This window comes from Streptomyces sp. NPDC046349, assembly GCF_055587885.1.
Genome location: NZ_JBVJFK010000008.1, coordinates 131,056 through 157,611, shown reverse-complemented (window position 1 = coordinate 157,611; position 26,556 = coordinate 131,056). Strand labels below are relative to the sequence as shown.

Here is a 26,556-nt window from a genome sequence, read left to right as displayed (position 1 = left end):
GCCGGGCCGCGGTGGTTGCGGGGTGCATGGGGTGTGCGTGCCGGGCGTGTGCGGCGCGCGCGCTGCCGCGGGCTTCCGTGGGCACTTGGGCGGCGGGGAGTGCGCCCAGCACGGTGGTGGCATCACATCACCGCGTGGCAGGGGGTTCTCGCATGCCTGGGGCCGGCACGTTCCGCGAAAACTTCGCGGCGTCCGTCGTCGTCGCACTCGTCGCCGTCCCCCTGTGCGTGGGGGTGGCGGTCGCCTCCGGGGTGCAGGCCGAGCTGGGGATCGTCACCGGCGTGGTCGGGGGGCTGGTCACCGGCTGGTTCCGCGGGAGCACCCTGCAGGTGAGCGGGCCGGCGGCCGGGCTCACCGTGCTCGTCCACGAGGCGCTGCAGACCCACGGCACGGCGGCCCTCGGGGTGTTGGTGCTGGCCGCCGGCGCGCTGCAGCTGGGCATGGGGGTGCTGCGGCTCGGGCGGTGGTTCCGGGCGATCTCCGTGGCCGTCGTGCACGGGATGCTGGCCGGCATCGGGCTCGTGCTGATCTCCGGGCAGCTGTACGCCCTGGGCGACGCGGAAGCTCCCGGGCAGACCCTGGCGAAGCTGGGCGGGGTGCACGGGCTCGCGGCGCGGGCCGACTGGGCCGCGGTGCTGCTCGGGGTCGGAACCATCGCCGTCATGCTGGCGTGGCGCAGGGCGCCCGCCCGTCTGCGGCTGCTGCCGGGCGCGCTGGTCGGGGTGGCCGCAGCCGCCGCCGCGGCCGCCCTGCTCCGGCTGCCCGTCGAGAAGGTGCGGGTGACGGGGGTGCTGGAGGCCGTGTCCCCGCCCGCCTGGGGCGAGTTCGGGGTGCTGGCGTCCTTCGGCGCGGCCGGGACGGTGGTCGCGCTGGCGCTGATCGCTTCCGCCGAGACCCTCTTCAGCGCGGCCGCCGTGGACCGGATGCACGACGGGCCCCGGACGGAGTACGACCGGGAACTGATCGCCCAGGGCGTGGGCAACAGCGTCTGCGGGCTGCTCGGGGCACTGCCGATGACCGCCGTGATCGTCCGCAGCGCCGCCAACGTGGAGGCCGGAGCGCGCACCCGCGCCGCCCGGGTGATGCACGGTGGCTGGCTGCTGCTCTTCGCCGTGGCCTTCCCCCGGGTGCTGGAGTTCGTGCCGCTGGCCGCTCTGGCGGGGGTGCTCCTGTACGCGGGGTGGAAGCTGCTGCCGGTCAAGGCGGTGGCCGCGCTGTGGCGCACGCACCGGGGCGAGGCGGTGGTGCTGGTCGCCACGGCCGGCGCGATCGTCGCCACCAACCTCTTCGAGGGGGTGCTGGTCGGGCTGGGGCTGGCCATCGCCAAGGCCGCCTGGGAGACCTCCCACGTGCACATCGAGGAGGTGTGGGAGGACGGGGAGCTGTGCGTGCGGGTCATGGGGAACGCCAGCTTCCTGCGGCTTCCCACACTCCTCGACGCCCTGGACGCGCTGCCGCACGGGCAGCATGTGCGGCTCGACCTGAGCGGGCTGCGCCATCTCGACCACGCCTGTCTGACGGCCCTGGACGGCTGGGTGCGCACCCGGACGCCGCTCCCCGGCCGGGAGGGCGTCATCTAGGCCGGTTACCCTCCGCGCGTGGACAACGAGCTGAAGCGCACCCTGGGGGTTTCCGACGCGGTCGTCGTCGGGCTCGGAGCGATGGTCGGCGCGGGGGTCTTCGCGGCCTTCGCCCCGGCCGCACGGGCCGCGGGCGGGGCGCTCCTCGCCGCCCTCGCGGTGGCGGCCGTGGTGGCCTACTGCAACGCGCACTCCTCGGCGCGGCTGGCCGCCCGGTATCCGGCGTCCGGCGGCACTTATGTGTACGGGCGGGAGCGGCTCGGCCCCTTCTGGGGCCACCTGGCCGGCTGGGGTTTCGTCATCGGCAAGACCGCTTCCTGCGCGGCGATGGCGCTGACGGCGGGTGCCTACCTGTGGCCGGGTGGCGAGCACGCCGTGGCCGTGGCGGCGGTGGTGGCGATCACCGCGGCGAGCTACGGCGGTGTCCAGAAGTCCGCCCGGATCGCCCGGTTGATCGTGGCGGCGGTCCTGGCCGTGCTGGCCGGGGTGGTCGTGGTGTGCCTGTCCTCGGGTGCGGCCTCCCCCGAGAGGCTCGCGGGGTCGCAGTGGACCCTCTTCGGCCTGCTGCAGGGCGCCGGGCTGCTGTTCTTCGCGTTCGCGGGCTACGCGCGGATCACCACCCTGGGCGAGGAGGTGCGTGACCCGGAACGGACGATCCCGCGGGCGGTGCCGCTCGCTCTGGGGATCGCCCTGGTGGCGTACGCGGCGGTGGCGGTGGCGGTTCTGTCGGTGCTCGGCGTCGAGGGGCTGGCCCGGTCGGCGGCCCCGCTGGCCGACGCGGTGCGGGCGGCGGGCGCGCCCGAGCTGGCGCCGGTCGTCCGGGTGGGCGCGGCCCTGGCCGCGCTGGGCTCGCTGCTGGCCCTCGTGCTCGGGGTGTCGCGAACGGTGCTGGCGATGGCCCGGGACGGCCATCTCCCGCGCGCGCTGGCGGCCGTACATCCCCGGCACCAGGTACCGCACCATGCCGAGCTCGTGGTGGGTGCGGTCGTGGCGCTGCTCGCGGCCACCGCCGATCTGCGGGGCGCGATCGGTTTCTCCTCCTTCGGAGTGCTTGCCTATTACGCGATCGCGAACGCTTCCGCGTGGACTCTCGATTCAGGTGTCAAGGGGCGGGCCGTGGCGGCGGTCGGGCTGTCCGGCTGTGTGGTGCTGGCGTGTGCGCTGCCCCTCGCGTCGGCGGTCGCGGGGGCCGTGGTGCTGGCTCTGGGCGCCCTGGCGTACGGGGTGCGGAGCCGGCTCAGATCCGGGATCTGAACTCCGCCCAGGGCGCGAGTTCGAGGTCGTGTTCCTCCCCCAGGGCGGACTCCTCGCAGAACCACGCGGTGCCGTCGAGCCAGCCGCGCAGCCAGTCGGCCAGGCCCGGTGCGTCGACGGACCAGGCGAGGTCGGGCTCCCCGGGATTGGGGTCGAACAGCAGGACCTGGGCCGTCTCGGATCTGCAGTCCACGCAGGCGTACATGGCGCAGCCGAGGTCGGCGACGGGCAGGACCGCCTCGGGCCACCGCCAGCCGGAGGCCCGCTGCGCCGCGTAGGCGGCCAGGGCCTGACGCAGGGGCAGGAGCCCGTGCCCCGGGCCGAATCCGCCGTCCCCGACGCCGGTGTGGAGACGGGCGAGCAGGTGCGGCAGGGCGAAGCCGAGTATGCCCTCGGCGCGGGCGATCTCCCCGGCGCCCAGCGGCGTGGGCAGGGGCTTTCCCTGGGCCCGTGCGGAGGTGTGCGCACGGTCGGCGACTTGCTCCAGCAACTGCTCGGTCTCGTCCATGCGTTCATGGTGACGCACGCCACTGACAGCCCGCAGACCCTGTGGACAACCGCGCCGCGGCGGGGCCCGGCCCGTCCGCGGCGCGGCGCGGCGTCGAACGCTCGGTTGCCTGGTGTCAGCGGGCGGCGAACGGGGCGTCCGTGGGAACGATTTCGCGGCCCAGCGGGAGCAGGGAGAGGGGGACCATCTTGAAGTTGGCGATGCCGAAGGGGATGCCGATGATCGTGACGCAGAGGGCGATGCCCGTGACGATGTGGCCGAGGGCCAGCCACCAGCCGGCCAGCACCAGCCACAGGACGTTGCCGATGCAGGAGGGGGCGCCCGCGTCGTGGCGCTCGACCGTGGTGTAGCCGAAGGGCCACAGGGCGTAGACCGCGATGCGGAATGCGGCGATGCCGAACGGGATGCCGATGATGGTGATGCAGAGGAGCGCACCTGCGAGCAGGTATCCCAGGAACAGCCAGATGCCGCTGAGGATGAGCCAGACGACGTTCAGGATTGTCTTCATCGGCGGCGGCCTGCCATCTGTTCGAGCCGGGCGATGCGCTCGGCCATCGGGGGGTGGGTGGAGAACATCTTGGAGAGGCCCGCGCCGGGCCGGAACGGGTTGGCGATCATCATATGACTCGCCGTTTCCAGACGCGGCTCCGGTGGCAGCGGGAGCTGCTTGGTGCCCGCGTCGAGCTTGCGCAGGGCGCTGGCCAGGGCGAGCGGGTCCCCGGTGAGCTGGGCTCCGGAGGCGTCGGCCTCGTACTCGCGGGAGCGGCTGATGGCCAACTGGATCACCGAGGCGGCCAGCGGGCCCAGGATCATGATCAGCAGCATGCCGAGCAGGCCGGGGCCCTCGTCGTCGTTCGACCGGCCGATCGGGATGAGCCAGGCGAAGTTCACCAAGAACATGATCACCGAGGCGAGGGCTCCGGCCACCGACGAGATGAGGATGTCGCGGTTGTAGACGTGGCTGAGCTCGTGGCCGATGACTCCGCGCAGCTCGCGCTCGTCGAGGATGCGCAGGATGCCCTCGGTGCAGCAGACCGCGGCGTTGCGCGGGTTGCGGCCGGTGGCGAAGGCGTTCGGGGCCTCGGTTGGTGAGATGTAGAGCCGTGGCATGGGCTGGCGCGCGGACGTGGAGAGCTCGCGCACCATGCGGTAGAGCTGCGGGGCTTCGAACTCGCTGACGGGGCGGGCGCGCATCGCGCGTAGAGCCAGCTTGTCGCTGTTCCAGTACGCGTAGGCGTTCGTCCCCAGGGCGACGATGACGGCCACGATCAGGCCGGTCCGTCCGAAGAAGCTGCCGATGAGGATGATGATTGCGGACAGCCCGCCGAGGAGTACGGCGGTCTTGAGCCCGTTGTGCCGGCGGTGCACGGTACGCCCTCCAAGTGGTGCGGCAGGGGAGCCCGTCATGGATCTGAGGGTCTACGCTCCAGTGGACCCTCCCTTCCTGGTCAACGCGAGGTGGCGGCGTCTGGTTCCCAGGGCGTGCCGGGGCGGCGGCCCCCCGCCGCCCCCTCGGCGGGGGTGGCGGGGCCGCCGCGCGCGTTACTCCGTACGGGGCAACCGCCCGGATACGGGCTACTGCGTGAAGAGGCTCCCCGACGCGACGCGCAGGACGAGCTGCGGGGCGCCCGAGAGGACGACCGCGGTGACCGCGGTCGCGACGATGGCCGCCGCAACCGGCCAGGGGGCCTTGGCACGGGCCTGAGCGCCCTCGGCGCCCTCGGGCGAGCGGAAGAGCAGCGCCGTCCAGCGCAGGTAGTAGTACAGGGCGATGACGACGTTGACGGCCATGAGCACGGCCAGCCAGCCCAGGCCCGCGTCGACGGCGGACTGGAAGACGGTCACCTTGGCGAAGAGCCCGATGATGCCCGGCGGCAGGCCGGCCAGGCAGAGCAGGAAGAAGGCCAGCGACAGGGCCGCCATCGGGCGCTCGGCGTACAGGCCGCGGTAGTCGCTGATGCGGTGGAGGGGCTTGGTACGGGCGACGAGGGCGGCCACGGCGAAGGCGCCGAGGTTCACGGCGGCGTACATCAGGGCGTAGGCCAGGGTGGAGCCGATCTGGTCGCGCTCGGTGTACGCGGCCGCGGCGATCGGGACCAGCAGATAGCCGGCCTGGCCGACCGAGGACCAGGCGAGCAGCCGTACGGCGCTGTTCGGGCGGTCCGCGGACTGCCGCACGGCTGCGGCGTTGCCCAGGGTCATGGTGAGCGCGGCGAGGACGGCGAGGGCCGGGCCCCAGATCTGCGAGTACGCGGGGAAGGCGATCACCGTGACGAGGATGAGGCCGGTGAAGCCGACGGCCTTGCCGATCACCGAGAGGTAGCCGGCGATGGGCAGGGGGGCTCCGACGTAGGTGTCGGGCACCCAGAAGTGGAACGGGACGGCCGCGGTCTTGAACGCGAAGCCGACCAGGGTGAGCGCGACACCGGCCATGGCGAGGGTGTCGAGCTGTCCGGGGACGTCCTCGAGCCGGTCCGCGACCTGGGTGAGGTGCAGCGATCCGGTGACGGCGTAGACGAAGCTGACGCCCATCAGCGACACGGCGGTGGCGGTGACGGAGGACAGGAAGAACTTCAGAGCGGCCTCGGAGGAGAGCCGGTCGCCGCGGCGCATGCCCACGAGCGCGAAGGCGGGCAGGGAAGCGACCTCCAGCGCGACGATCAGGGTGGCGAGGTCGCGGGAGGCGGGCAGCAGGGCGGCGCCGGCGGCGGAGGAGAGCAGCAGGAACCAGTACTCGCCGGCGGGCATCCGCGTGTCGCGCACGGCGGTGACCGACAGGAGGGCGGTGAGCAGGGCGCCTGCCAGCACCAGGAACTGGACGACCACCGTGAAGTGGTCGGCGACGTAGCTGCAGACATCGGGGTCGGCGGTGAGGCAGAAGGTGGAGCGGTCGCCGGAGCGCAGCGGTAGCAGAGTGGCGGTCGCGGCGGCCAGGCCGGCCACGGAGATCCAGCCGAGGACCGGCTTGTGGCGCTCGGCGACGAAGAGGTCGGCGACGAGGACGGCCAGGCCGACGACGGCGGTGATCACCACGGGGGCGATGGCGAGCCAGTCGACGGACTGGACCAGGCTGGGGGTGTCGGCCGCGAGGGCCGTCAGGGCCGTCATGAGTTGCCTCCTGCGAGGAGCTGCTGAACGGCCGGGTCGGTCAGGCCGAGGAGGAGCGCGGGCCACAGGCCGGCGAGGACGGTGAGGGCGACGAGCGGGGTCCAGGCGGCGAACTCGTAGCGCTGGACGTCCGCGACGGCGGGCTGGGGGCCCGCCTTGGGGTCTCCCATGCAGACGCGCCGTACGACGACCAGCAGGTAGGCAGCCGTGAGCAGGGTGCCGAACGCTCCGATGGCCGTGTACGTGAGGAACGCGGCGCGGGACAGGCCCTCGGCCGGGTCGAAGGCGCCGAAGAGGGCCAGCATCTCGCCCCAGAACCCGGCCAGCCCGGGCAGGCCCAGGGAGGCGACGGCGGCGAAGGCGAGGAGTGAGCCGAGGCGGGGGGCGCGGCCGTAGAGGGCGGCGCCGGTGGCTCCTGCGAGGGTGTCGAGGTCGGCGGTGCCGTAGCGGTCCTTGAGGGCGCCGACCAGGAAGAAGAGGAGGCCGGTGATCAGGCCGTGGGCGATGTTGGCGAAGAGGGCGCCGTTGACCCCGGTGGGGGTCATGGACGCGATGCCGAGGAGTACGAAGCCCATGTGGCCGACGGAGGAGTAGGCGATCAGCCGCTTGAGGTCGCCCTTGTTGCCCTTGCGGGCCAGCGCGAGGCAGGCGAGCGATCCGTAGACGATGCCGACGACGGCGAAGGCGCCCAGGTAGGGGGCGAAGGAGGCCATGCCGTCGGGGGTGACCGGGAGCAGGATCCGGACGAACCCGTACGTGCCCATCTTGAGCAGGACGCCGGCCAGGAGGACGGATCCGACGGTGGGGGCGGCGGTGTGGGCGTCGGGAAGCCAGCTGTGCAGGGGCCACATCGGGGTCTTCACGGCGAGCCCGAGGCCGATGGACAGGACGGCCAGCAGCTGGGTGGTGCGGGACAGTTCGCGGCCGTTGTCAGAGGCGAGTGCCACCATGTCGAATGTGTCCGCCGTCACACCGATGAGGAGGAGGCCGAGCAGCATGACGACGGAGCCGAGGAGCGTGTAGAGGATGAACTTCCAGGCGGCGGCCTGCCGCTGGGCACCGCCCCAGCGGGCGATGAGGAAGTACATCGGGATGAGGACCATCTCGAAGGCGAGGAAGAACAGCAGCAGGTCGAGGACGGCGAAGGTCGCGAGGGTGCCGGACTCCAGGACGAGGATCAGCGCGACGAAGGCCTTCGGGGAAGGGCCTGCGGGGAGCTTGAAGTAGCTGTAGAGCGCGCAGAGGAAGAACAGCAGCGCGGTCATCACGAGGAGGGGGAGCGAGATGCCGTCGACACCGAGGTGGATCCGGACGTCCAGCGCCGGGATCCAGCTGATGTCCGTCGACGCCTGGAAGCGGGACGGGGCGTCGTGGTCGAAGCCGAGGGCCAGGGCGGTCGCCGCGGCGAGGACCACGCCGGTCACGGTCACACCGTGGCGGAGCACGGCCTGCTCGGGGCTGCGGCCCTTGAGGCCGGGCGGGGCCGGCAGGAGGGCCGCGACGGCGCCGAGGAGCGGCGCTGCCACGATGAACGCCAGAAGGAACTGCATCACGGACGGGCTGATATCAATCACGGCTGACTCACGGCTCACGATCCGGCGTTGACGTTGGCGAGGACGGCGGTGGCGATCGCCAGGACCACGGCGCCGGCGAGCAGGGCGCTCAGGTAGCTCTGCACGTTGCCGGTCTGGGCCCGGCGTACGAGGCCGCCGAGCAGCCGGGTGCCGGTGCCCGCGCCGCGGACGTAGGTGTCGACGACCTCGCGGTCGAGGAAGCCGACGAGGCGCGCCGCCGCACGGACGGGGCGGACGAAGAGCCGGTCGTAGAGGGCGTCGAGGTGGAAGCCTTCGGCCGCGTGGCGGTGCAGGGGGCCCAGGAGGGCCCGGCCGGGGTCGGCGGCGGGACCCGCCGGGACGGCGGGGTGCTCGTGGGTGACCTCCGCGACCTCGGGTGCCTCGGCGGCGGACTCGGCGGCCGCGGTGGCCGCGGACACCGTGCCGGCCACGGCGGCGGGCTGCTCGGCGGCGGTGGCGGCCTGAACGGGTCCGGCGGCGGGGGCGGTGGCGGCCTTGGCCGTGGCGCGCTGCCAGAGGGCGTAGGTCAGCATCGCGCCGATGACGGCGGCGCCGGTGCCGAGGACCGAGGTGGCCAGGGTCGGGGTGAGGGCCCTGCCGTCGAACCAGTCGGCGAGCGAGTCCGCCGCGAGGCCGAAGCCGACCGACGGGATGGCCAGCAGCCACAGCACGCCGGTCATGGCGAAGGGCTCCTTGCCGTGGTCGGGGGCGGCCGCGCCCCGGCCGCGGAAGGCCATCAGCCACAGCCGGGCGGCGTAGGCGGCGGTGAGCAGGGCGGTGAGCACGCCGGCGATCAGCACCAGCCAGCCGGCGACGGCGGGGGCGAGGTCCGAGTGGCCGGTGGCGGTCTGCTCGGCGGCGACGAGGACGGCTTCCTTGGAGAAGAAGCCGGCGAAGGGCGGGATCGCGGCGAGGGCGAGCAGCGCGATCGTCATCGTCCAGAAGGCGTCGGGAATGCGCTTGGCCAGGCCGTCCATTCGGGACATGGCGGCCAGGGAGTTCGTACCGGCGGCGTGGATGATCACGCCCGCGCCCAGGAAGAGGAGGGCTTTGAAGGCGCCGTGGGAGAGGAGGTGGAAGACGGCCGCGCTGCGGTCGGCGACGGCCAGTGCGCCGGTCATGTAGGCGAGCTGGCCGATCGTGGAGTAGGCGAGCACCCGCTTGATGTCGTCCTGGGCGAGGGCGGCGAGTCCGGAGCCGATCATCGTGACGGCCGCGATGGCGGCCATGACCACCAGCGCGGCGGCGGAGGCCGCGAAGACGGGCAGGAGGCGGGCGATGAAGTACACACCGGCGGCGACCATCGTCGCGGCGTGGATCAGCGCCGAGACGGGGGTGGGGCCGGCCATCGCGTCGGGGAGCCAGGTGTGCAGCGGGAACTGCGCGGACTTGCCGGCGACTCCGGCGAGCAGGAGCAGCGCGATCAGGGTCGGGTGGTCGAGTCCGCCGCCTGCGACGGTCCCGAGGATCTTGGTGATCCGGAAGGAGCCTGCGTCGGTGGCGAGCGCGAACAGGCCGATGAGGAAGGGGACGTCGCCGAGCTTGGTGACGAGGAAGGCCTTCAGGGAGGCGGAGCGGGCCGCTTCGGTCTCCCAGTAGTGGCCGACGAGGAAGTAGGAGCAGATGCCCATGACTTCCCAGCCGACCAGCAGCACCATCAGGTCGCCGGAGTAGACGACGAGCAGCATGGCGGAGGTGAACAGCGAGACGAGGGCTGCGTACGAGGGGTAGCGCGGGTCTTCACGGAGGTACGCCGTGGAGTAGAGCTGTACGCAGGTGGCGACGACCCCGACCAGGACGGCGACCAGTGCGGCGAAGCCGTCGATGTACAGCGAGAGGTCGATCGGCACCGAGCCGGTCGGGGTCAGCTCGGTCGCGGTGCTGAGCGGCTGCCCGCCGCCCTGGCGGACGGCGACGGTCACGGCCAGTACGGCGGCGGCGAGCGTCGGCAGGATCGCGAGCGGGCGGACGAATCCGGGGGCGCTGCGGCCGAGCAGCAGGCCCGCCACGGCGCCCAGGAAGGGGAGCAGCGGGACGAGGACGGCGAGGGTCGTGGTGCTCACGCGGCGACCTCCGGCCGGGCGGTGCTGGTGTGGTCGCTGGTGTCGTTCGGGCCGGGCTCGTGGCCTTCGGCGGTGTCGCGCAGCCGGTCGACGTCCGAGGTGCCGCGGTTGCGGTACACCATCAGCACGATCGCGAGGCCGATGCCGATCTCGGCGGCGGCGATGGCGATGGTGAACAGGGTGAGGGCCTGGCCTGCGTGCAGGGTGTCGCGCAGCCATACGTCGAAGGCCACCAGGTTGAGGTTGACGGCGTTGAGCATCAGCTCGACGGACATCAGGACCAGGATGGCGTTGCGGCGGGCGAGCACTCCGTACAGGCCCGTGCAGAAGAGGAGCGCCGCGAGCACGGCGGGGTAGGCGAGGTGCATCAGCGCTTCCCCTTGTCACGGGCCTCGTCGGCGGGGTCGTTGCGGCGGGACAGCACGATGGCGCCGATCAGGGCGGCGAGGAGGAGGACGGAGAGTGCCTCGAAGGGCAGCACCCAGTGCTGGAAGAGGATTTCGCCGGAGACCTTCGTGGAGCCCTGGACCGGCCCGTCCAGGTCGATCCAGGTGGTGCGGAAGGCGTCGACGACCACCCAGACCAGGGCCGCTGCTGCGACGACGGCGACGCCGAGCGCGATCCACCGGTTGCCGGAGTCCGCGTCCGGGGAACGGCCGATGGGGGCCTTGGTGAGCATCAGCCCGAAGAGGAGGAGGACGATCACGGAGCCGAGGTAGATCAGGACCTGGACCCAGGCGATGAACTCGGCGGTCAGCAGCAGGTACTCGACGGCGATGCCGCCGAGGGCGACGACCAGCCAGAGGGCGGCGTGCACCAGCTGCTTGGTGGTGACCGTGACGAGGGCCGCGCCGAGGGTGGCGAGGCCCACGAGGAGGAAGGCGATCTCGACGCCGGTCGGGGACAGGAAACCGGGCCCGTTGGTGGCGGCTGCGGCCACGGTGGCGGCGGGGGTCACGCGTCTGACTCCGGGGTCGGGGTGGTCGGCGGTTCGTTCTCGGCCGCCTGGGCTGCGGCTTCGGCGGCCGCCGCTGCTGCTGCTGCCGCTTCGGCCTTCTCCACCGCCTTGCGGGCGGTGGCGATCTCCTTGGGCTCCTCGGCCCGCGGGTCGAGGGCGGGCGGGGCGGGGACGGTCCACATCCACTCGCGGAGTTTGTCGCGCTCGTGGGTCAGCTCGTGGATGTCGGTCTCCGCGTACTCGAACTCCGGCGACCAGAAGAGGGCGTCGAAGGGGCACACCTCGATGCAGATGCCGCAGTACATGCAGAGGGAGAAGTCGATCGCGAAGCGGTCGAGGACGTTGCGGCTGCGCTCGCGCCCGCCGGGGGTGGAGGCGGGGACCGTCTCCTTGTGGGAGTCGATGTAGATGCACCAGTCGGGGCACTCACGGGCGCAGAGCATGCAGACCGTGCAGTTCTCCTCGAACAGGCCGATGACCCCGCGGGAGCGGGGCGGGAGTTCGGGCTGGACGTCGGGGTACTGGGCCGTGTGTGAGCGCTTCGTCATGGTGCGCAGCGTGACGGCGAGACCCTTGGCGAGGCCGGATCCGGGGATGGGCATTACTGGATCGCCACCTTCACGATGCCGGTGAGCGCGATCTGGGCGAGCGCGAGCGGGATGAGTGCGGTCCAGGCGAGCTTCTGGAGCTGGTCCTCGCGCAGGCGCGGGTAGCTCACCCGGAGCCAGATCACGACGAAGGCGAGGACCGCGGTCTTGAGCAGGGTCCAGACCCAGCCGAGGCCTTCGGCGCCGAAGGGCCCGTGCCAGCCGCCGAGGAAGAGGACGGTGGTGAGGAAGCAGAGGACCACGATGCCGGCGTACTCGGCGAGCAGGAACAGCGCGAAGCGCAGGCCCGTGTACTCGGTGTACGCGCCGAAGATGATCTCGGAGTCGGCGACGGGCATGTCGAAGGGGGGCCGCTGCAGCTCGGCGAGGCCGGCGGTGAAGAACACGAGGGCGCCGACGATCTGCCAGGGCAGCCACCACCACTCGAAGGCCTCCACGATGCCGGGGAGGGAGACCGTCCCCGCGGCCATCGCCACGGAGGCGGCGGCGAGCAACATGGGGAGTTCGTAGGCGAGCAGCTGGGCGGCGGTACGCAGGCCGCCGAGCAGGGAGAACTTGTTCGCGGAGGCCCAGCCGGCCATGAGGGAGCCGAGGACTCCGACGCCCATGACGGCGAGTACGAAGAACAGGCCGGCGTCGATGACCTGGCCGACCGCGCCCTCGCCCGGCCCGATCGGGATGGCGAGGAGGACGAGGAGGTACGGCAGCAGGGCGACGGCGGGGGCCAGCTGGAAGATCCGGCGGTCGGCGCCCGCCGGGACGACGTCTTCCTTCTGCGCGAACTTCACGCCGTCGGCGACGAGCTGGGCCCAGCCGTGGAAGCCGCCGGCGTACATCGGGCCGAGACGGCCCTGCATGTGGGCCATCACCTTGTGCTCGGTCTGCCCGACGACGAGCGGGAGCACGAGGAAGACGGCGAAGACGACGATCAGCCGCAGGGCGACGTCGAGGACGTCGTTCACGCGTCGCCTCCGTTGTCGGTGGTGGGGTCGGTTGCGGACTCGGTCTCGGGCTCGGGCTTGCGCCCGGACTCGGCCCCGGTCCCGTCCCCGGACTCGGGCTTGCGCCCGGACTCGGGCCCGGTCGCGTCCCCGGACTCGGGCTTGGGGCCGGGCTCGGCCGGGAGCCGCTCGGGTGCGGGGCCGGCCTCGGGGGCCGGCTCGGCCCCGGCGCCCCGTTCCGCCCTCGGAGCCGGCCTGGGGGCCGGCTCCTGGAAGGCGGGTTTCGGGTCGTGCCAGGGGGCGTCGGAGCTGCGGGGGGCGGGGCGACGCGGCGCAGCCGCTTCGCCCGGCGTCTCCGGGGCCTGGCTCGCGGAGCCGTCCGCCGCCGAGCGGGTACGCCGGGCCGGGCGGGCCGCCGCGTCCGGGGCTGCGGTGCCGGGAGCCGCCGAACTCGGTCCAGCGGTCTCCGGGGCCTGGCTCGCCGAGCCGTCCGCCGCCGAGCGGGTACGCCGGGCCGGGCGGGCCGGGGCTTCGGGAGACTCCGTGGCCGGAGTCGCCGCGTCCGGAGCGGCCGTCCCGGCCACCTGGCTCGCCGAACCCTCCGTGACCGAGCGGGTGCGGCGCGGCGGGCGGGCGGTGGTCTCCGGGGTGGCGGCTTCAGCGGCCTGGGTGGCCTGGGTGGCCGAGCCCTCGGCGACCGAGCGGGTCCGGCGGACGGGGGCGCCCTCGCGCGGGGTACGGGCGGCGGCGCCGGCGGCACGCGGAGTGCGGGCGGGCCGGGCCGGGGCCGGCGGGAGCTGGCCCTTCAGCGGGCCCCAGTCGTTGGGGTCCGGCACGCCGGGCGGCAGCATCTGACGGCGCTTCGGGGCGTCGGGGTCGTGGGCCTCGCCCGGCTCCTTGGCGCCCGGCCAGGCCTTCGCGACGCGTGCGGCCAGCACGAAGTCCTTGCGCAGCGGATGCCCCTCGAAGTTCTCCGGGAGGAGGAGGTGCACCAGGTGCGGGTGGTCGGTGAAGGTGATGCCGAACATCTCGAACGTCTCGCGCTCGTGCCATTCCGCCCCCGCGTAGACGGCGACCGCCGACGGCAGGGAAGGGGCGCTGTGCGGGACGGTCGTGCGCAGCAGGAGCCGGCGTACGCGGTGGTTCTCCAGTGAGGCGACGTGGGCGCAGACCCGGAAGCCGGTGCCGGGCTCGTCCACGGCGCTCAGCCAGTCGAAGTACGTGCAGCCCAGCTTGTCCCGGGCGATCTCCAGCGCGGGAATCCAGCTGCCGACGGGCACGTCCACCGTGAGGACGTCGTACGAGAGCTCGGCGACGGCCTCGGCACCGAAGACCGTGGGAGCGGCGTCGGGGAGGGAGTCGTAGAGGTTCACGCGCCGGCCCCCTGCCCGAGTGCCGGCGGGGGCGTGACCAGGCCGCTGGTCAGCTGGGAGACGGACGGCCCCGAGGCGTAGCGCTCGGCCAGCGACTCGCGGGCGATCTTCTCCTGGAGCTTGAGGATCCCCTGGAGGAGCGCCTCCGGTCGCGGCGGGCAGCCGGGCACGTAGACGTCGACGGGGATGATCTGGTCGACGCCCTTCGTCACCGAGTACGAGTCCCAGTACGGGCCGCCGCAGTTGGAGCAGGCTCCGAAGGAGATGACGTACTTGGGCTCCGGCATCTGCTCGTAGAGCCGCTTGACGGCCGGGGCCATCTTGTCCGTGACGGTGCCCGAGACGATCATCAGATCTGCCTGGCGCGGACCCGGTGCGAAGGGGATGACGCCGAGGCGGATGAAGTCGTGCCGGGCCATGGAGGCGGCGATGAACTCGATCGCGCAGCAGGCCAGGCCGAAGTTGAAGACCCACAGGCTGTACCGGCGGCCCCAGTTCAGGACCACCTTCATCGGTTCCGGGGCCAGACGGGAGAGGACTCCGAGGCGCTTGGGCTCAGGGAGCAGCTCCGGCTGAGGTGTCACGTCCATTCGAGGACGCCCTTCTTGTACGCATAGAGCAGGCCGACGGCCAGGAAGCCCAGGAAGATGAACATCTCGACCAGGGTCGTGGCGCCGTAGCCGGCGGCGGCGAACACCGTCGCCCACGGGAACAGGAAGATCGAGTCGACGGCGAAGATGACGTAGAGGAAGGCGTAGACGTAGTAGCGGACCTGGGTGTGCGCCCAGCCCTCGCCGACGGGGTCCACGCCGCACTCGTAGGTCAGCAGCTTCTCCGGGGTCGGGACCACGGGCCGCAGCAGGCGGCCCGCACCGAAGGCGACGGCCACGAAGAGCACACCGAGGGCCGCGAGCAGTCCGACGACCGAATAACTCCGGAAGTAGTCCGCCGCGAGCACGGTTACGGTCGATACCGTTGGTTCGGGCACGTCCGTTCCTCGCTCCTCGGTCACTGTCGACGATCTGGTACGGACGGGAGTCTAGGGCCTGCCTCACACGGGGTGGGGTTATCCCCCGTTCACAGCACCCCGGCCACCCCATGGCATCAGCGAGGCGCGCTTGACAGGCTGTGGCGCATGACCACGAGCCATGCCATTGCCGGCAACGACAGCCCTCCCCGCGTACGGCCCGTATTCAGCGCCGTCACGTGGAAGGAAATCGCCCATCTGGTGACCAATCTGCCTGAGGCGATCCTCGGTTTCGTTTACGCGGTTGTCATGGTTTCCACCACGGGCGGTCTTTCCGTGACCGCGATCGGACTTCCTTTGCTTGCCCTCGGTCTCTTTTTGTCTCGGCAATGGGGACGGCTGGAACGCGCCCGCGCACGACTGCTCCTGGGCGTAAGGGTGGAGGAGCCGACCCCGATCCCCGGGCCGCGGCGGTCCGGGGGGTTCTTCCCCTGGCTGTGGACGAGCATCAAGGATCCGGTGGGCTGGCGGACCGTGCTGTACCAGCTGATCCGGCTGCCCTGGGGGGTTCTCACCTTCACGGTAGTCCTGACCGGGCTGTTCGTGCTGTGGCCGGTGCTGCCGTATCTGGTGCGGCTGCTCGCGAACGCGGACCGGGCGATGGTACGGGGCCTGCTGTCGCCCTCGGACGACCTGGAGCGCCGGATCGCCGAGCTGGAGTCGGACCGCGGCGTGGTCGTGGACACGGCGGCCGCCGACCTGCGGCGCATCGAGCGGGACCTGCACGACGGGGCGCAGGCGCGGCTGGTCGCGCTGGCGATGGGGCTCGGCCTGGCGAAGGAGAAGCTGCTGGAGGACCCGGAGGGCGCGGCGGCGATGGTCGACGAGGCCCACGGGGAGGTGAAGCTGGCCCTCCAGGAACTGCGGGACCTGGCCCGCGGGATCCACCCGGCCGTGCTGACCGACCGGGGGCTGGACGCGGCGTTGTCGTCGGTGGCGGCGCGGTGCGTGGTGCCGGTGAAGGTACTGGTGGACCTGCCGCCGGGACAGGAGTCCCGGCCGGCGGAGGCCATCGAGGGGATCGCGTACTTCGTGGTGTCCGAGCTGCTGCAGAACGTGAGCAAGCACGCGAGGGCGCGGGGCGCGAGCGTGGAGGTCTGGCGGGTGGACGCCCGGCTGGTGATCCGGGTGTCGGACGACGGACGGGGCGGCGCGGACACGTCCGGCGGGAGCGGGCTGGCGGGGCTGGCGGAGCGGCTGGACGCGGTGGACGGGGTGCTGGTGGTGGACTCCCCCGAGGGCGAGGGGACGGTGGTGACGGCGGAGCTGCCGTGGCGTGACCGGATTCCGGGCCGAGGTTGAGGTCACCGGCCGTCTTTGCCGAACGACGCGGGGCTCCCGTCCGGGTGGGCGGGGGTCCCGTTCGCGCGTCCGGCTCGCCGCCGGGCTCCCGTCCGGGTGAGCGGGGGTCCCGTTCGCGCGTCCGGCTCGCCCCGCTTCCGGGGGCGGCGCCCCGGACCCCGCGTCTCAAACGCCGGCGGGGCCGGGCCGGCCGGGCGCGGGCTCCCGAGCACGCGGTGGGCCCGGTGGGGCCGGGGCCGACCGGCGCGGCGCCCCGAAGGGCGGGCGGTAGCCACCGGCGGGCGGGACGGCTCGGCGCCGGCGGGCGGTGGACACCGGCGGGGCTGGGTGGGCCGGGGTGAGCTGCCGGGGAACGGCGGGCCCGGTGGGGCCGGGGCCGGTCGGCGCGCCGGGGCGCCCGGGGGAGGCCTTGGTGGGGTTAACCCCCCGTTGGACAGGCCTACCCGCCGCATGGCCCGGGGGCGGGGGTGGACGGGAGGGTTGGGGTGTAGGCCGAGGAGCTGAAGGGCGGGTCGGAAATGGACGACGGCAAGGGCGGGCGTGGCGGTTTCGGCGCTGTGCTGCGGGCCCCGGTGGCGGGGCGGACCTGGCGGGAGTTCGCGTACCTGCTGGTCGGGCTGCCGCTGAGCACCCTCTACTTCTCGCTCGCCATCGCCGGTGTGAGCCTCGGCGCCGGGCTGCTCGTCACCTTCCTCGGTGTCCCCGTTCTGGCGGGCGTCCTCGCGATGTGCCGCGGGTTCGGCCGGGTGGAGCGGGCCCGGGTGCGGGCGCTGCTCCGGGCGGACGTCATCGAGCCCGCGCCGATCCGGGCGAAGAAGAGCGGGCCCCTCGCCGCCATGGGCGCGGTGCTCAGGAGCGGGAGCGCATGGCGGCACGCGCTGTACTCCGTCATCCACTTCCCGTGGGCGTTGTTCGGTTTCTGCCTGGCACTGACGTTCTGGGCGGCGGGTTGGGCGTATCTGCTGTACCCGCTGTGGTTCTGGGTCTTCCCGGCCTACACCGACCAGCCCGGGCTCCAGCTCTTCCAGAACGGCGACTACGCCTTCTTCCTCGACTCCCCCGCGGAGATCGCCCTCACCTGCCTCGTCGGTCTGGCCTTCACCCTCGCCACCCCGTGGCTGATCCGGGCCCTGACCACTGTCGACCGGGTCATGGTCGGCGGGCTGCTCGGGGCGTCGCGGCTGGACAGCCGGGTCACCGAGCTGGAGTCGGACCGGGGCGTCGTCGTGGACACGGCCGCCGCCGACCTGCGGCGCATCGAGCGGGACCTGCACGACGGGGCGCAGGCCCGGCTGGTGGCGCTGGCGATGGACCTGGGGATGGCGAAGGAGAAGCTCGGCGAGGACCCGCGGGCAGCCGCCCGCATGGTGGACGAGGCGCACGGCGAGGTGAAGATCGCCCTCCAGGAGCTGCGGGATCTCGCCCGCGGGATCCACCCGGCGGTGCTGACGGACCGCGGACTGGACGCGGCGCTGTCCGCGGTGGCGTCGCGGTGCGCCGTGCCGGTGCGGGTGGCCGTGGACCTTCCGGCCCGGCCGGCCGCGGCCATCGAGGGGATCGCGTACTTCACGGTCTCGGAGCTGCTGCGGAACATCAGCGAGCACGCGGTGGCCCGGTCCGCCTCGGTGGACGTGTGGCAGTCCGGGGGGCGGCTGCTGCTCCGGGTCGCCGACGACGGCAGGGGCGGCGCGAGCGAGCGGGCCGGGACGGGACTGGCGGGGCTCGCCGAGCGGCTGGACGCCGTGGACGGCGTGCTGGTCGTCGACTCCCCCGAGGGCGGGGGGACGACGGTCACCGCCGAGCTGCCGTGGCGGCCCTGACGTCTGTGCGCAGCCGCGGGACTCCCGCCCGGGTGGGCGGGGGTCCCGTTCGCGCGTGCGGCGTGCCGCCGCTTCCCGGCGCGTCGGCTCCGATGAATCCGGACTTCGGGCTTCCGTCCGCTCGCCGTGCGAAAACTCCCCCCGTACGCCCACGGGTTGTCCCGGCTCTGCCTTCACCGGGACTTAAGGCTGGGATGCTTGGCTGAGTCGGGCAGTACGGGAACGAGCGGATGCGGGAGCTGCTGAATCGTGGAAGACAGGGTGCGGGTGGTCATCGCCGAGGATTCAGTGCTGCTGCGCGAGGGCCTGACCCGGTTGCTGACCGACCGGGGGCATGACGTCGTGGCGGGCGTCGGGGACGCGGAAGCCCTGATCAAGACGGTGGCGGAGCTCGCCGCCGAGGATGCCCTGCCGGACGTGGTGGTGGCGGACGTGCGGATGCCTCCGACGCACACCGACGAGGGCGTGCGGGCCGCGGTGCGGCTGCGGCGCGACCATCCCGGGATAGGCGTGCTCGTGCTGTCGCAGTACGTGGAGGAGCAGTACGCCACCGAGCTCCTGGCCGGTTCCAGTACCGGAGTGGGGTATCTGCTGAAGGACCGGGTGGCCGACGTGCGCGAGTTCCTGGACGCGGTAGTCCGGGTGGCCCGGGGCGGGACCGCCCTGGACCCCGAGGTCGTGGCCCAGCTGCTGGGGCGCAGCCGGAAGCAGGACGTGCTGGCGGGTCTGACGCCGCGCGAGCGCGAGGTCCTCGGGCTGATGGCCGAGGGCCGCACCAATTCCGCCGTGGCGAAGCAGCTGGTCGTGAGCGACGGAGCGGTGGAGAAGCACGTCAGCAACATCTTCATGAAACTGGGCCTGTCGCCGAGTGACGGGGATCACCGGCGCGTACTGGCCGTTCTCACCTACCTGAAGTCTTGATCGACTGACACTCTGTCAGATACGGCATACCGGCAGGACCGTCTCAAAGGGCGGTCCTACGGTCCAGAATGTGGCCGCTCCTGGGGACCTGATCCCTACCGTCGTAGGGTGGGTTATGGGGGTGTTCACGCCTCGAAGGAGGTCCAGTTCAGTGACCAGCCAGGTCAGCAGCCCAGCCGAACAGGCCGACGGGCCCGGGGGTGCGGTTGTCGGTGGACAGCGCACTCCGGGAAGTCCGGACGGCAAGGAAGTACGGCGTCTCGATCGGGTGATCATCCGGTTCGCGGGTGACTCCGGTGACGGTATGCAGCTCACCGGTGACCGGTTCACCTCGGAGACGGCGTCGTTCGGGAACGACCTGTCGACCCTGCCGAACTTCCCGGCCGAGATCCGCGCTCCCGCCGGCACCCTGCCGGGCGTCTCCTCCTTCCAGCTCCACTTCGCCGACCACGACATCCTCACGCCGGGCGACGCCCCGAACGTGCTGGTGGCCATGAATCCCGCGGCGCTGAAGGCGAACATCGCCGACGTGCCGCGCGGCGCGGAGATCATCGTCAACACGGACGAGTTCACCAAGCGCCCCATGGCCAAGGTCGGGTACGAGACCTCGCCGCTGGAAGACGGCTCGCTGGCCGCCTACAACCTGCACCCGGTTCCGCTGACCACACTGACGGTGGAGGCGCTGAAGGACTTCGGGCTCTCCCGCAAGGAGGCCGAGCGCAGCAAGAACATGTTCGCGCTGGGCCTGTTGTCGTGGATGTACCACCGTCCCACCGAGGCCACGGAGAGCTTCCTGCGGCAGAAGTTCGCGAAGAAGCCCGAGATCGCCGAGGCGAACATCGTGGCCTTCCGGGCCGGTTGGAACTTCGGCGAGACGACCGAGGACTTCGCCGTCTCCTACGAGGTCGCGCCCGCGACCCAGGCCTTCCCCACCGGCACCTACCGCAACATCTCCGGGAACCTGGCCCTCTCCTACGGTCTCATCGCCGCGAGCCAGCAGGCCGACCTGCCCCTCTACCTGGGCTCCTACCCGATCACGCCGGCCTCGGACATCCTGCACGAGCTGTCGAAGCACAAGAACTTCGGCGTGCGGACCTTCCAGGCCGAGGACGAGATCGCCGGCATCGGGGCGGCGCTCGGCGCGGCCTTCGGCGGGGCGCTCGGCGTCACCACCACCTCCGGTCCGGGTGTGGCGCTCAAGTCGGAGACGATCGGCCTGGCGGTGTCGCTGGAACTGCCGCTGCTCATCGTGGACATCCAGCGCGGCGGCCCCTCCACCGGCCTGCCGACCAAGACCGAGCAGGCGGACCTCCTCCAGGCCATGTACGGCCGCAACGGCGAGGCGCCCGTGCCGGTCGTGGCGCCGAGGACCCCGGCGGACTGCTTCGACGCCGCCCTCGACGCGGCCCGTATCGCGCTGACCTACCGGACGCCGGTGTTCCTGCTCTCCGACGGCTACCTCGCCAACGGTTCCGAACCGTGGAGGATCCCGGAGGTCGCGGACCTGCCGGACCTTAAGGTCAAGTTCGCCACCGGTGCGAACCACACGCTCGCCGACGGCACCGAGGTCTTCTGGCCCTACAAGCGGGATCCGGAGACCCTGGCCCGGCCCTGGGCGGTCCCCGGCACGCCCGGCCTCGAACACCGCATCGGCGGCATCGAGAAGCAGGACGGCACGGGCAACATCTCCTACGATCCGGCCAACCACGACCTGATGGTCCGCACCCGCCAGGCCAAGGTCGACGGCATCGAGGTGCCCGACCTCGACGTGGACGACCCGGACGGCGCCACCACCCTGGTCCTCGGCTGGGGCTCCACCTACGGCCCCATCACCGCCGCGGTCCGCCGGGTCCGCCTCGCCGGCCTCCCCGTCGCCCAGGCCCACCTGCGCCACCTCAACCCCTTCCCGGGGAATCTCGGCGAGGTCCTTCAGCGTTACGACAAGGTAGTGGTGCCGGAGATGAACCTCGGGCAGCTCGCCACCCTGATCCGCGCGAAGTACCTGGTCGACGCCCGGTCGTACAACCAGGTGAACGGAATGCCCTTCAAGGCCGAGCAGCTCGCCAAGGTTCTCAAGGAGGCCATCGATGACTGAGGTGACCGAGGCGGCCGACGGGGCGCGGACCCTGCTCTCGCTGGTGCCCAAGGCCGAGAGCAAGCAGTCGATGAAGGACTTCAAGTCGGACCAGGAGGTCCGCTGGTGCCCGGGTTGCGGCGACTACGCCGTGCTCGCCGCCGTCCAGGGCTTCATGCCCGAGTTGGGGCTGGCGAAGGAGAACATCGTCTTCGTCTCCGGCATCGGGTGCTCCTCCCGCTTCCCGTACTACATGAACACCTATGGGATGCACTCGATCCACGGCCGGGCCCCCGCCATCGCGACGGGCCTCGCCACCTCCCGACGCGATCTGTCGGTATGGGTCGTCACGGGTGACGGCGACGCGCTGTCCATCGGCGGCAACCACCTGATCCACGCCCTGCGCCGCAACGTCAACCTGAAGATCCTGCTCTTCAACAATCGGATCTACGGGCTGACCAAGGGCCAGTACTCCCCCACTTCCGAGATCGGCAAGATCACCAAGTCGACGCCGATGGGCTCGCTCGACGCGCCCTTCAACCCGGTGTCGCTGGCGATCGGCGCCGAGGCGTCCTTCGTCGCCCGCACCGTCGACTCCGACCGCAAGCACCTCACCGAGGTACTGCGCCAGGCGGCCGACCACCAGGGCACGGCGCTCGTCGAGATCTACCAGAACTGCAACATCTTCAACGACGGCGCCTTCGAGGTCCTCAAGGACAAGGACCAGGCCCGCGAGGCGGTGATCAGGCTGGAACACGGCCGGCCGATCCGTTTCGGCGCGGACGACGAGAAGGGCGTGGTGCGCAACCAGGCCACCGGGGACCTCGAGGTCGTCGACGTGACCCCCGCCAACGAGGGGCGGGTCCTGGTCCACGACGCCCGGACCGCCAGCCCCACCACGGCGTTCGCGCTCTCCCGCCTCGCCGACCCGGACACCCTGCACCGGACGCCGATCGGCGTCTTCCGCAGCGTCGAGCGGCCGGTCTACGACACCCTCATGGCCGACCAGCTCGACGCGGCCGTCGACCGCAGCGGCAAGGGCGACCTGGGTGCGCTGCTGAACGGCAGCGACACCTGGACCGTCGTCGGCTGACCCGGACGACGCGGCCGCCGGGAAGCCCGGACCCCTCGGGGTCCGGGCTTCGGTGCGTGCGGCCCCCGCCGGCCCGCCATGCACGGCTTCCGGCCCGGCCACCGGCACTCTCCCCAACGCAGCACTTTCAAAAAGTTAGCGCTTCCCGTAGGCTGGTGCTATCGCCGCCACGAGGAGAGCAGTCATGAGCATCGTCGTCACCGCAGCCACCGGAGCCCTCGGCCGTCTCGTCGTCGAGGAACTGCTGGCCCGGGTTCCCGCCGACTGCGTCGCGGCCGTCGTCCGCAACGAGGAGAAGGCCGCCGACCTGGCCGCACGCGGGATCGAGGTCCGGGTCGCCGACTACGACGACCCGGCCGCCCTGGCCGGCGCCTTCCGACCCGGCGACCGCGTGCTGCTGATCTCCGGCAACGAGATCGGGCGGCGCGTCGCGCAGCACACCGCTGTGATCGGCGCCGCGAAGGCGGCGGACGTGGCGCAGCTGGCGTACACCGGCATACTCGGCGGCCCGGAGGCGGACTTCGAGCTGGCCGCCGAGCACACCGCCACCGAGCAGGCCGTCCTCGCCTCCGGCCTCCCGTACACCTTCCTGCGCAACGGCTGGTACCACGAGAACTACACCCGCGAGCTGCCGGCCGTCCTCGGCCGCGGGGCCGTCGTGGCCAGCGCCGGCGAGGGCCGGATCGCCTCGGCGGCGCGTGCCGACTACGCGGCCGCCGCGGCCGTGGTGCTCACGGGCGAGGGCCACCTAAACCGGATCTACGAGCTCTCCGGCGACACCGCGTGGAACCTCGCGGAGTACTCCGCCGAGGTGTCGGCGCAGAGCGGCAAGGAGATCGCGTACACCGAGGTCCCGGCCGACGAACACCTGAGGATCCTGGTGGGCGCCGGGGTGCCCGAGGGCTTCGCGGCGATCATCGTCGACGTGGACGCGGCGATCGCCCGCGGCCGGCTGGCGGGCACCGGCCAGGACCTGGCCCGGCTGATCGGGCGGCCCACGACCCCGGTCTCCGAGGCGATCGGCGCCGCCCTCGCCTGAGAGCGGAGGGCGTGAGCGGGCGGGCTTCCGGCAGGTGCACCACCGCGACCGGAAAGATGTCATGAGTATCTCCCCATGACGGGCATGACATCCGGGCCGCACGGCGATACCGTCGTGAAGTTGGCTGGAAGTCGCACAGGAGGCCCCGTGAAGGCACAGAACGAGCAGCGCGCGGGTTTGCTCTACGGATTCGGCGCTTACGGGATGTGGGGGCTGGTCCCCCTCTTCTGGCCGCTCCTGATGCCTGCCGGGGCCGTCGAGATCCTCGCCCACCGCATGACGTGGTCCCTGGCCGTCGTCGGCCTGGCGCTGCTCGCGGTGCGCCGCTGGGGCTGGATACGCGAGCTGCTGAGCCAGCCGCGCAAACTGGGCCTGACCGCACTGGCCGCTTCGGTGATCAGCGTGAACTGGGGCCTGTACATCTGGTCCGTCAACAACGGCCACGTCGTCGAGTCGAGCCTCGGCTACTTCATCAACCCGCTGGTCAGCATCGCGATGGGCGTGCTGGTCCTCGGCGAGCGGCTGCGCCGCGCGCAGTGGGTGGCGGTCGGCCTCAGCTTCGTCGCGGTGCTCGTGCTCGCCATCGGCTACGGACGGCCGCCATGGATCTCGCTGGTCCTGGCCTGCTCCTTCGCGACGTACGGCCTGATCAAGAAGAAGCTCAACATGGGCGGGCTGGAGTCGCTGGCCGCCGAGACGGCGATGCTGTTCCTGCCGGCCCTCGGCTACCTGCTGTGGCTGGGCGCGCAGGGGCAGTCCAGCTTCACCTCGCAGGGCGTCGGCCACGCGCTGCTGTTGGCGGCGACCGGCCTGGTCACGGCGATCCCGCTGGTGTTCTTCGGGGCGGCCGCCATCCGGGTCCCGCTGTCGACCCTCGGGCTGCTCCAGTACATGGCCCCGGTGTTCCAGTTCGGGCTCGGCGTCCTGTACTTCCACGAGGCCATGCCTCCGGAGCGCTGGGCCGGCTTCTCCCTGGTGTGGGCCGCGCTGGCCCTCCTGACCTGGGACGCGCTGCGTACGGCGCGACGCTCCCGCGCCCGGCTGGCGACGGCCCCCGTGGTCGCCCCGGCGCCGGCCCGCGAACCCGCGTAACGGCCGCCCGCAAGGCGCGCAACAGCAAACGCTTCGGCCTCACGATCCCCGGTACGGACCCTCCGCACCGGGGATCGTCCGTTTTCCGAACTGCCCTGACCGAATTGAGGTCTTGACGGACAGTCATACTCTCGCTGACCATCAGGCTCGCACTGACGCACTAACGCTCACACGCTCTATCTCGCTCGTTCCGTCATATCCCCAGCGGAATCCCGGAGCCCCCACATGAGCCTGTCCGTCTCCCGGCGCCTCGCTGCCGTGACCGCTTTCGCGGTCGCCGGCCTGTTCGCCTCCGCCGCCCCCGCCGCACTCGCCGCCCCCACGGCGGTCGCCGCGGCGCCGACCCCGCCCGACATCCCGTTGGCCAACGTCAAGGCCCACCTGTCGCAGTTCTCGACCATCGCCGCCAACAACGGCGGCAACCGCGCCCACGGCCGGGCCGGCTACAAGGCCTCGATCGACTACGTGAAGGCCAAGCTCGACGCGGCGGGCTTCACCACGACGCTGCAGACCTTCACCACCAGCGGCGCCACCGGCTACAACCTGATCGCCGACTGGCCGGGCGGCGACCCCAACTCGGTCCTGATGGCCGGCGCGCACCTCGACTCCGTGACCTCGGGCGCGGGCATCAACGACAACGGCTCCGGCAGCGCGGCGGTCCTGGAGACCGCCCTCGCCGTCTCCCGCGCTGGGCTGCAGCCCACCAAGCACCTGCGCTTCGGCTGGTGGGGCGCGGAGGAGCTGGGGCTGATCGGGTCGAAGTACTACGTCAACAACCTGCCGACGGCCGAGCGGGCCAAGTTCGCCGGGTACCTGAACTTCGACATGATCGGCTCGCCGAACCCGGGCTACTTCGTCTACGACGACGACCCGACGATCGAGCAGACCTTCAAGAACTACTTCTCGGGCATCGGCGTCCCGACCGAGATAGAGACCGAGGGCGACGGCCGCTCGGACCACGCCTCCTTCAAGAACGTGGGCATCCCGGTCGGCGGCCTGTTCACCGGGGCCAGCAACACCAAGACCTCGGCGCAGGCGCAGAAGTGGGGCGGCACCGCCGGCCAGTCCTTCGACCGCTGCTACCACTCCTCCTGCGACAACACCGCGAACATCAGCGACACCGCCCTGGACCGCAACACGGACGCCGCCGCGTACGCGGTCTGGACCCTGGGCGCCTCCACCCCGGTCCCGCCCGGCCCGTCCTTCGAGAACACGGCGGACGTGAACATCCCGGACTCCCCCGCCGCGGCGGTCAGCTCGCCGATCACGGTCTCGGGCGTCGCGGGCAACGCCCCCGCCACCACCAAGGTGGACGTGAACATCGTCCACACCTACCGCGGTGACCTCCTGGTCGACCTGGTCGCCCCGGACGGCACGGTCTACAACCTGCACAACCGCTCGGGCGGCAGCGCCGACAACATCGTGGGGTCGTACACCGTCAACGCCTCCAGCGAGGTCGCGAACGGGGTCTGGAATCTCCGGGTCAGGGACGCGGCCGCGCAGGACGTCGGCTACATCAACAGCTGGAAGATCACCTTCTAGGCGCCGGTGGTCCCGCTCCCCTCCCAGGGCCCCGGCGCGATCCTCCCGGATCGTGCCGGGGCTCAGCCGTCCTCGGCGCGCCCCTGGGACGATGCCTCCAGCGGCTCCCTCATCCGGGCCCGCAGTTCCTCGGCCACGGCCGCCACGTCCGCGAGGCCCAGCTTCGCCGCCTCGACCAGATCGCCGAGCTCCTCCGGCGAGGGCAGCTTCGCGGCTCCGGCCACGCGCAGGTACGAGCGGGTCGCCGCGGCCGCGTAGAACTCGTTCATCGGTGATTCCAGCGCCGGGCAGACCGCGAGGGTGTGCAGAAACGCGGCGGCCCGCCACGCGGTGTCCGGGGCGGGCTGTTCGGGCACCAGGACCAGGTCGTTCTGGTGCCGGGCGACCGCGGCGGCCACCCCGGAGGGATCCCACACGGCGGGATCTGACGGGAGATGGTGGGCCAGAGCGGTCCAGGCCCACTCCATGGTGATCTTCAATTGCCGAACCGCTCCTGGAAGTAGCCCCAGTGATCGGCGAACTCCTCTATGCCGGAGAGGAAGTTCTTCCGGTCCTCGTCGAGTTCGCGTTCGGTGACCTCGGTGATCAGCGCGGTGACCGTCGTCCCCAGCGCCGCCGCGCGCGCCTTGAGGCGCTCGTGGAACTCTTCGTCCAGGCGGATGGTGACGTGTCTCGACAT

General features: G+C 72.1%; 25 protein-coding genes. 10 read left to right on the top strand and 15 right to left on the bottom strand.

Annotated features, from left to right (window positions below):
• The first annotated feature begins 152 nt into the window (after positions 1 to 152).
• Together ACZ6JS_RS20155 and ACZ6JS_RS20150 are read left to right on the top strand one after the other, a co-directional pair.
• A complete protein-coding gene (locus ACZ6JS_RS20155) occupies positions 153 to 1,580 on the top strand; it encodes a SulP family inorganic anion transporter (protein ID WP_469299625.1) in 1,428 nt (475 codons plus the stop codon).
• Positions 1,581 to 1,598: 18 nt separating this feature from the next.
• Complete coding sequence (locus tag ACZ6JS_RS20150; RefSeq protein ID WP_469299623.1) at positions 1,599 to 2,834, top strand: APC family permease; 1,236 nt, start codon at positions 1,599 to 1,601, stop codon at positions 2,832 to 2,834.
• On the opposite strand, the gene ACZ6JS_RS20145 is transcribed toward ACZ6JS_RS20150, so the two are convergent.
• From ACZ6JS_RS20145 to ACZ6JS_RS20085, 13 genes are all read right to left on the bottom strand, one after another.
• Complete coding sequence (locus ACZ6JS_RS20145) at positions 2,818 to 3,342, bottom strand: SMI1/KNR4 family protein (RefSeq protein WP_469299621.1); 525 nt, start codon at positions 3,340 to 3,342, stop codon at positions 2,818 to 2,820. The two genes, ACZ6JS_RS20150 and ACZ6JS_RS20145, sit on opposite strands and share 17 nt — an antisense overlap.
• A gap of 115 nt (positions 3,343 to 3,457) precedes the next feature.
• Positions 3,458 to 3,850 carry a YccF domain-containing protein gene (locus ACZ6JS_RS20140; RefSeq protein ID WP_469299619.1) on the bottom strand — a complete coding sequence of 131 codons (393 nt, stop codon included), beginning with the start codon at positions 3,848 to 3,850 and terminating at the stop codon, positions 3,458 to 3,460.
• Complete coding sequence (gene htpX / locus ACZ6JS_RS20135; RefSeq protein ID WP_469299917.1) at positions 3,847 to 4,710, bottom strand: zinc metalloprotease HtpX; 864 nt, start codon at positions 4,708 to 4,710, stop codon at positions 3,847 to 3,849. Before htpX ends, ACZ6JS_RS20140 begins: the two co-directional genes overlap by 4 nt.
• Positions 4,711 to 4,917: 207 nt before the next feature.
• Complete coding sequence (locus ACZ6JS_RS20130) at positions 4,918 to 6,450, bottom strand: NADH-quinone oxidoreductase subunit N (protein WP_469299617.1); 1,533 nt, start codon at positions 6,448 to 6,450, stop codon at positions 4,918 to 4,920.
• Positions 6,447 to 8,000 (bottom strand): complex I subunit 4 family protein, encoded by a 1,554-nt coding sequence (locus ACZ6JS_RS20125; RefSeq protein ID WP_469299915.1) that lies wholly within the window; start codon positions 7,998 to 8,000, stop codon positions 6,447 to 6,449. The genes ACZ6JS_RS20130 and ACZ6JS_RS20125 overlap by 4 nt, the downstream gene beginning before the upstream one ends.
• Before the next feature lie 38 nt (positions 8,001 to 8,038).
• Positions 8,039 to 10,087, bottom strand: a complete 2,049-nt coding sequence (locus ACZ6JS_RS20120) for an NADH-quinone oxidoreductase subunit 5 family protein (RefSeq protein WP_469299616.1) — start codon at positions 10,085 to 10,087, stop codon at positions 8,039 to 8,041.
• The gene (gene nuoK, locus ACZ6JS_RS20115; RefSeq protein WP_469299614.1) at positions 10,084 to 10,455 is read right to left on the bottom strand and encodes an NADH-quinone oxidoreductase subunit NuoK; all 372 of its coding nucleotides are present in this window, start codon (positions 10,453 to 10,455) and stop codon (positions 10,084 to 10,086) included. The genes ACZ6JS_RS20120 and nuoK overlap by 4 nt, the downstream gene beginning before the upstream one ends.
• Complete coding sequence (locus tag ACZ6JS_RS20110; protein ID WP_469299613.1) at positions 10,455 to 11,045, bottom strand: NADH-quinone oxidoreductase subunit J family protein; 591 nt, start codon at positions 11,043 to 11,045, stop codon at positions 10,455 to 10,457. The genes nuoK and ACZ6JS_RS20110 overlap by 1 nt, the downstream gene beginning before the upstream one ends.
• Positions 11,042 to 11,647, bottom strand: coding sequence for a NuoI/complex I 23 kDa subunit family protein (locus ACZ6JS_RS20105; RefSeq protein WP_469299611.1), 606 nt, complete (start codon positions 11,645 to 11,647; stop codon positions 11,042 to 11,044). The genes ACZ6JS_RS20110 and ACZ6JS_RS20105 overlap by 4 nt, the downstream gene beginning before the upstream one ends.
• A complete protein-coding gene (locus ACZ6JS_RS20100) occupies positions 11,647 to 12,615 on the bottom strand; it encodes a complex I subunit 1/NuoH family protein (protein WP_469299610.1) in 969 nt (322 codons plus the stop codon). The genes ACZ6JS_RS20105 and ACZ6JS_RS20100 overlap by 1 nt, the downstream gene beginning before the upstream one ends.
• A complete protein-coding gene (locus ACZ6JS_RS20095; RefSeq protein ID WP_469299608.1) occupies positions 12,612 to 13,967 on the bottom strand; it encodes an NADH-quinone oxidoreductase subunit C in 1,356 nt (451 codons plus the stop codon). Before ACZ6JS_RS20095 ends, ACZ6JS_RS20100 begins: the two co-directional genes overlap by 4 nt.
• A complete protein-coding gene (locus ACZ6JS_RS20090; RefSeq protein WP_469299607.1) occupies positions 13,964 to 14,557 on the bottom strand; it encodes an NADH-quinone oxidoreductase subunit B in 594 nt (197 codons plus the stop codon). The genes ACZ6JS_RS20095 and ACZ6JS_RS20090 overlap by 4 nt, the downstream gene beginning before the upstream one ends.
• Positions 14,548 to 14,955, bottom strand: coding sequence for an NADH-quinone oxidoreductase subunit A (locus tag ACZ6JS_RS20085; protein ID WP_030012240.1), 408 nt, complete (start codon positions 14,953 to 14,955; stop codon positions 14,548 to 14,550). Before ACZ6JS_RS20085 ends, ACZ6JS_RS20090 begins: the two co-directional genes overlap by 10 nt.
• A 147-nt stretch (positions 14,956 to 15,102) precedes the next feature.
• Between ACZ6JS_RS20085 and ACZ6JS_RS20080 the strand changes: the two genes are divergently transcribed.
• From ACZ6JS_RS20080 to ACZ6JS_RS20045, 8 genes are all read left to right on the top strand, one after another.
• Positions 15,103 to 16,296, top strand: coding sequence for a sensor histidine kinase (locus tag ACZ6JS_RS20080; protein WP_469299605.1), 1,194 nt, complete (start codon positions 15,103 to 15,105; stop codon positions 16,294 to 16,296).
• A 518-nt stretch (positions 16,297 to 16,814) separates the two neighbouring features.
• Positions 16,815 to 18,116, top strand: a complete 1,302-nt coding sequence (locus ACZ6JS_RS20075; protein ID WP_469299603.1) for a sensor histidine kinase — start codon at positions 16,815 to 16,817, stop codon at positions 18,114 to 18,116.
• A 261-nt stretch (positions 18,117 to 18,377) separates the two neighbouring features.
• Positions 18,378 to 19,037, top strand: coding sequence for a response regulator transcription factor (locus ACZ6JS_RS20070; protein WP_468866118.1), 660 nt, complete (start codon positions 18,378 to 18,380; stop codon positions 19,035 to 19,037).
• Between the two features lie 151 nt (positions 19,038 to 19,188).
• On the top strand, positions 19,189 to 21,132 hold the full coding sequence (locus ACZ6JS_RS20065) for a 2-oxoacid:acceptor oxidoreductase subunit alpha (protein ID WP_469299601.1): 1,944 nt from the start codon (positions 19,189 to 19,191) through the stop codon (positions 21,130 to 21,132).
• Positions 21,125 to 22,204: a 2-oxoacid:ferredoxin oxidoreductase subunit beta gene (locus ACZ6JS_RS20060; protein WP_469299599.1), complete on the top strand. Its 1,080-nt coding sequence runs from the start codon at positions 21,125 to 21,127 to the stop codon at positions 22,202 to 22,204. The genes ACZ6JS_RS20065 and ACZ6JS_RS20060 overlap by 8 nt, the downstream gene beginning before the upstream one ends.
• Positions 22,205 to 22,388: 184 nt before the next feature.
• On the top strand, positions 22,389 to 23,243 hold the full coding sequence (locus tag ACZ6JS_RS20055) for an SDR family oxidoreductase (protein WP_469299597.1): 855 nt from the start codon (positions 22,389 to 22,391) through the stop codon (positions 23,241 to 23,243).
• 147 nt (positions 23,244 to 23,390) lie between these two features.
• Positions 23,391 to 24,335: an EamA family transporter RarD gene (rarD, locus tag ACZ6JS_RS20050; RefSeq protein ID WP_469299596.1), complete on the top strand. Its 945-nt coding sequence runs from the start codon at positions 23,391 to 23,393 to the stop codon at positions 24,333 to 24,335.
• Positions 24,336 to 24,560: 225 nt separating this feature from the next.
• The gene (locus tag ACZ6JS_RS20045; RefSeq protein WP_469299594.1) at positions 24,561 to 25,877 is read left to right on the top strand and encodes a M28 family metallopeptidase; all 1,317 of its coding nucleotides are present in this window, start codon (positions 24,561 to 24,563) and stop codon (positions 25,875 to 25,877) included.
• Between the two features lie 62 nt (positions 25,878 to 25,939).
• Here ACZ6JS_RS20045 and ACZ6JS_RS20040 read toward each other — a convergent pair whose 3' ends face one another.
• Together ACZ6JS_RS20040 and ACZ6JS_RS20035 are read right to left on the bottom strand one after the other, a co-directional pair.
• Positions 25,940 to 26,356 carry a hypothetical protein gene (locus ACZ6JS_RS20040; RefSeq protein ID WP_469299592.1) on the bottom strand — a complete coding sequence of 139 codons (417 nt, stop codon included), beginning with the start codon at positions 26,354 to 26,356 and terminating at the stop codon, positions 25,940 to 25,942.
• The gene (locus ACZ6JS_RS20035) at positions 26,353 to 26,556 is read right to left on the bottom strand and encodes a ribbon-helix-helix domain-containing protein (RefSeq protein WP_225884906.1); all 204 of its coding nucleotides are present in this window, start codon (positions 26,554 to 26,556) and stop codon (positions 26,353 to 26,355) included. The genes ACZ6JS_RS20040 and ACZ6JS_RS20035 overlap by 4 nt, the downstream gene beginning before the upstream one ends.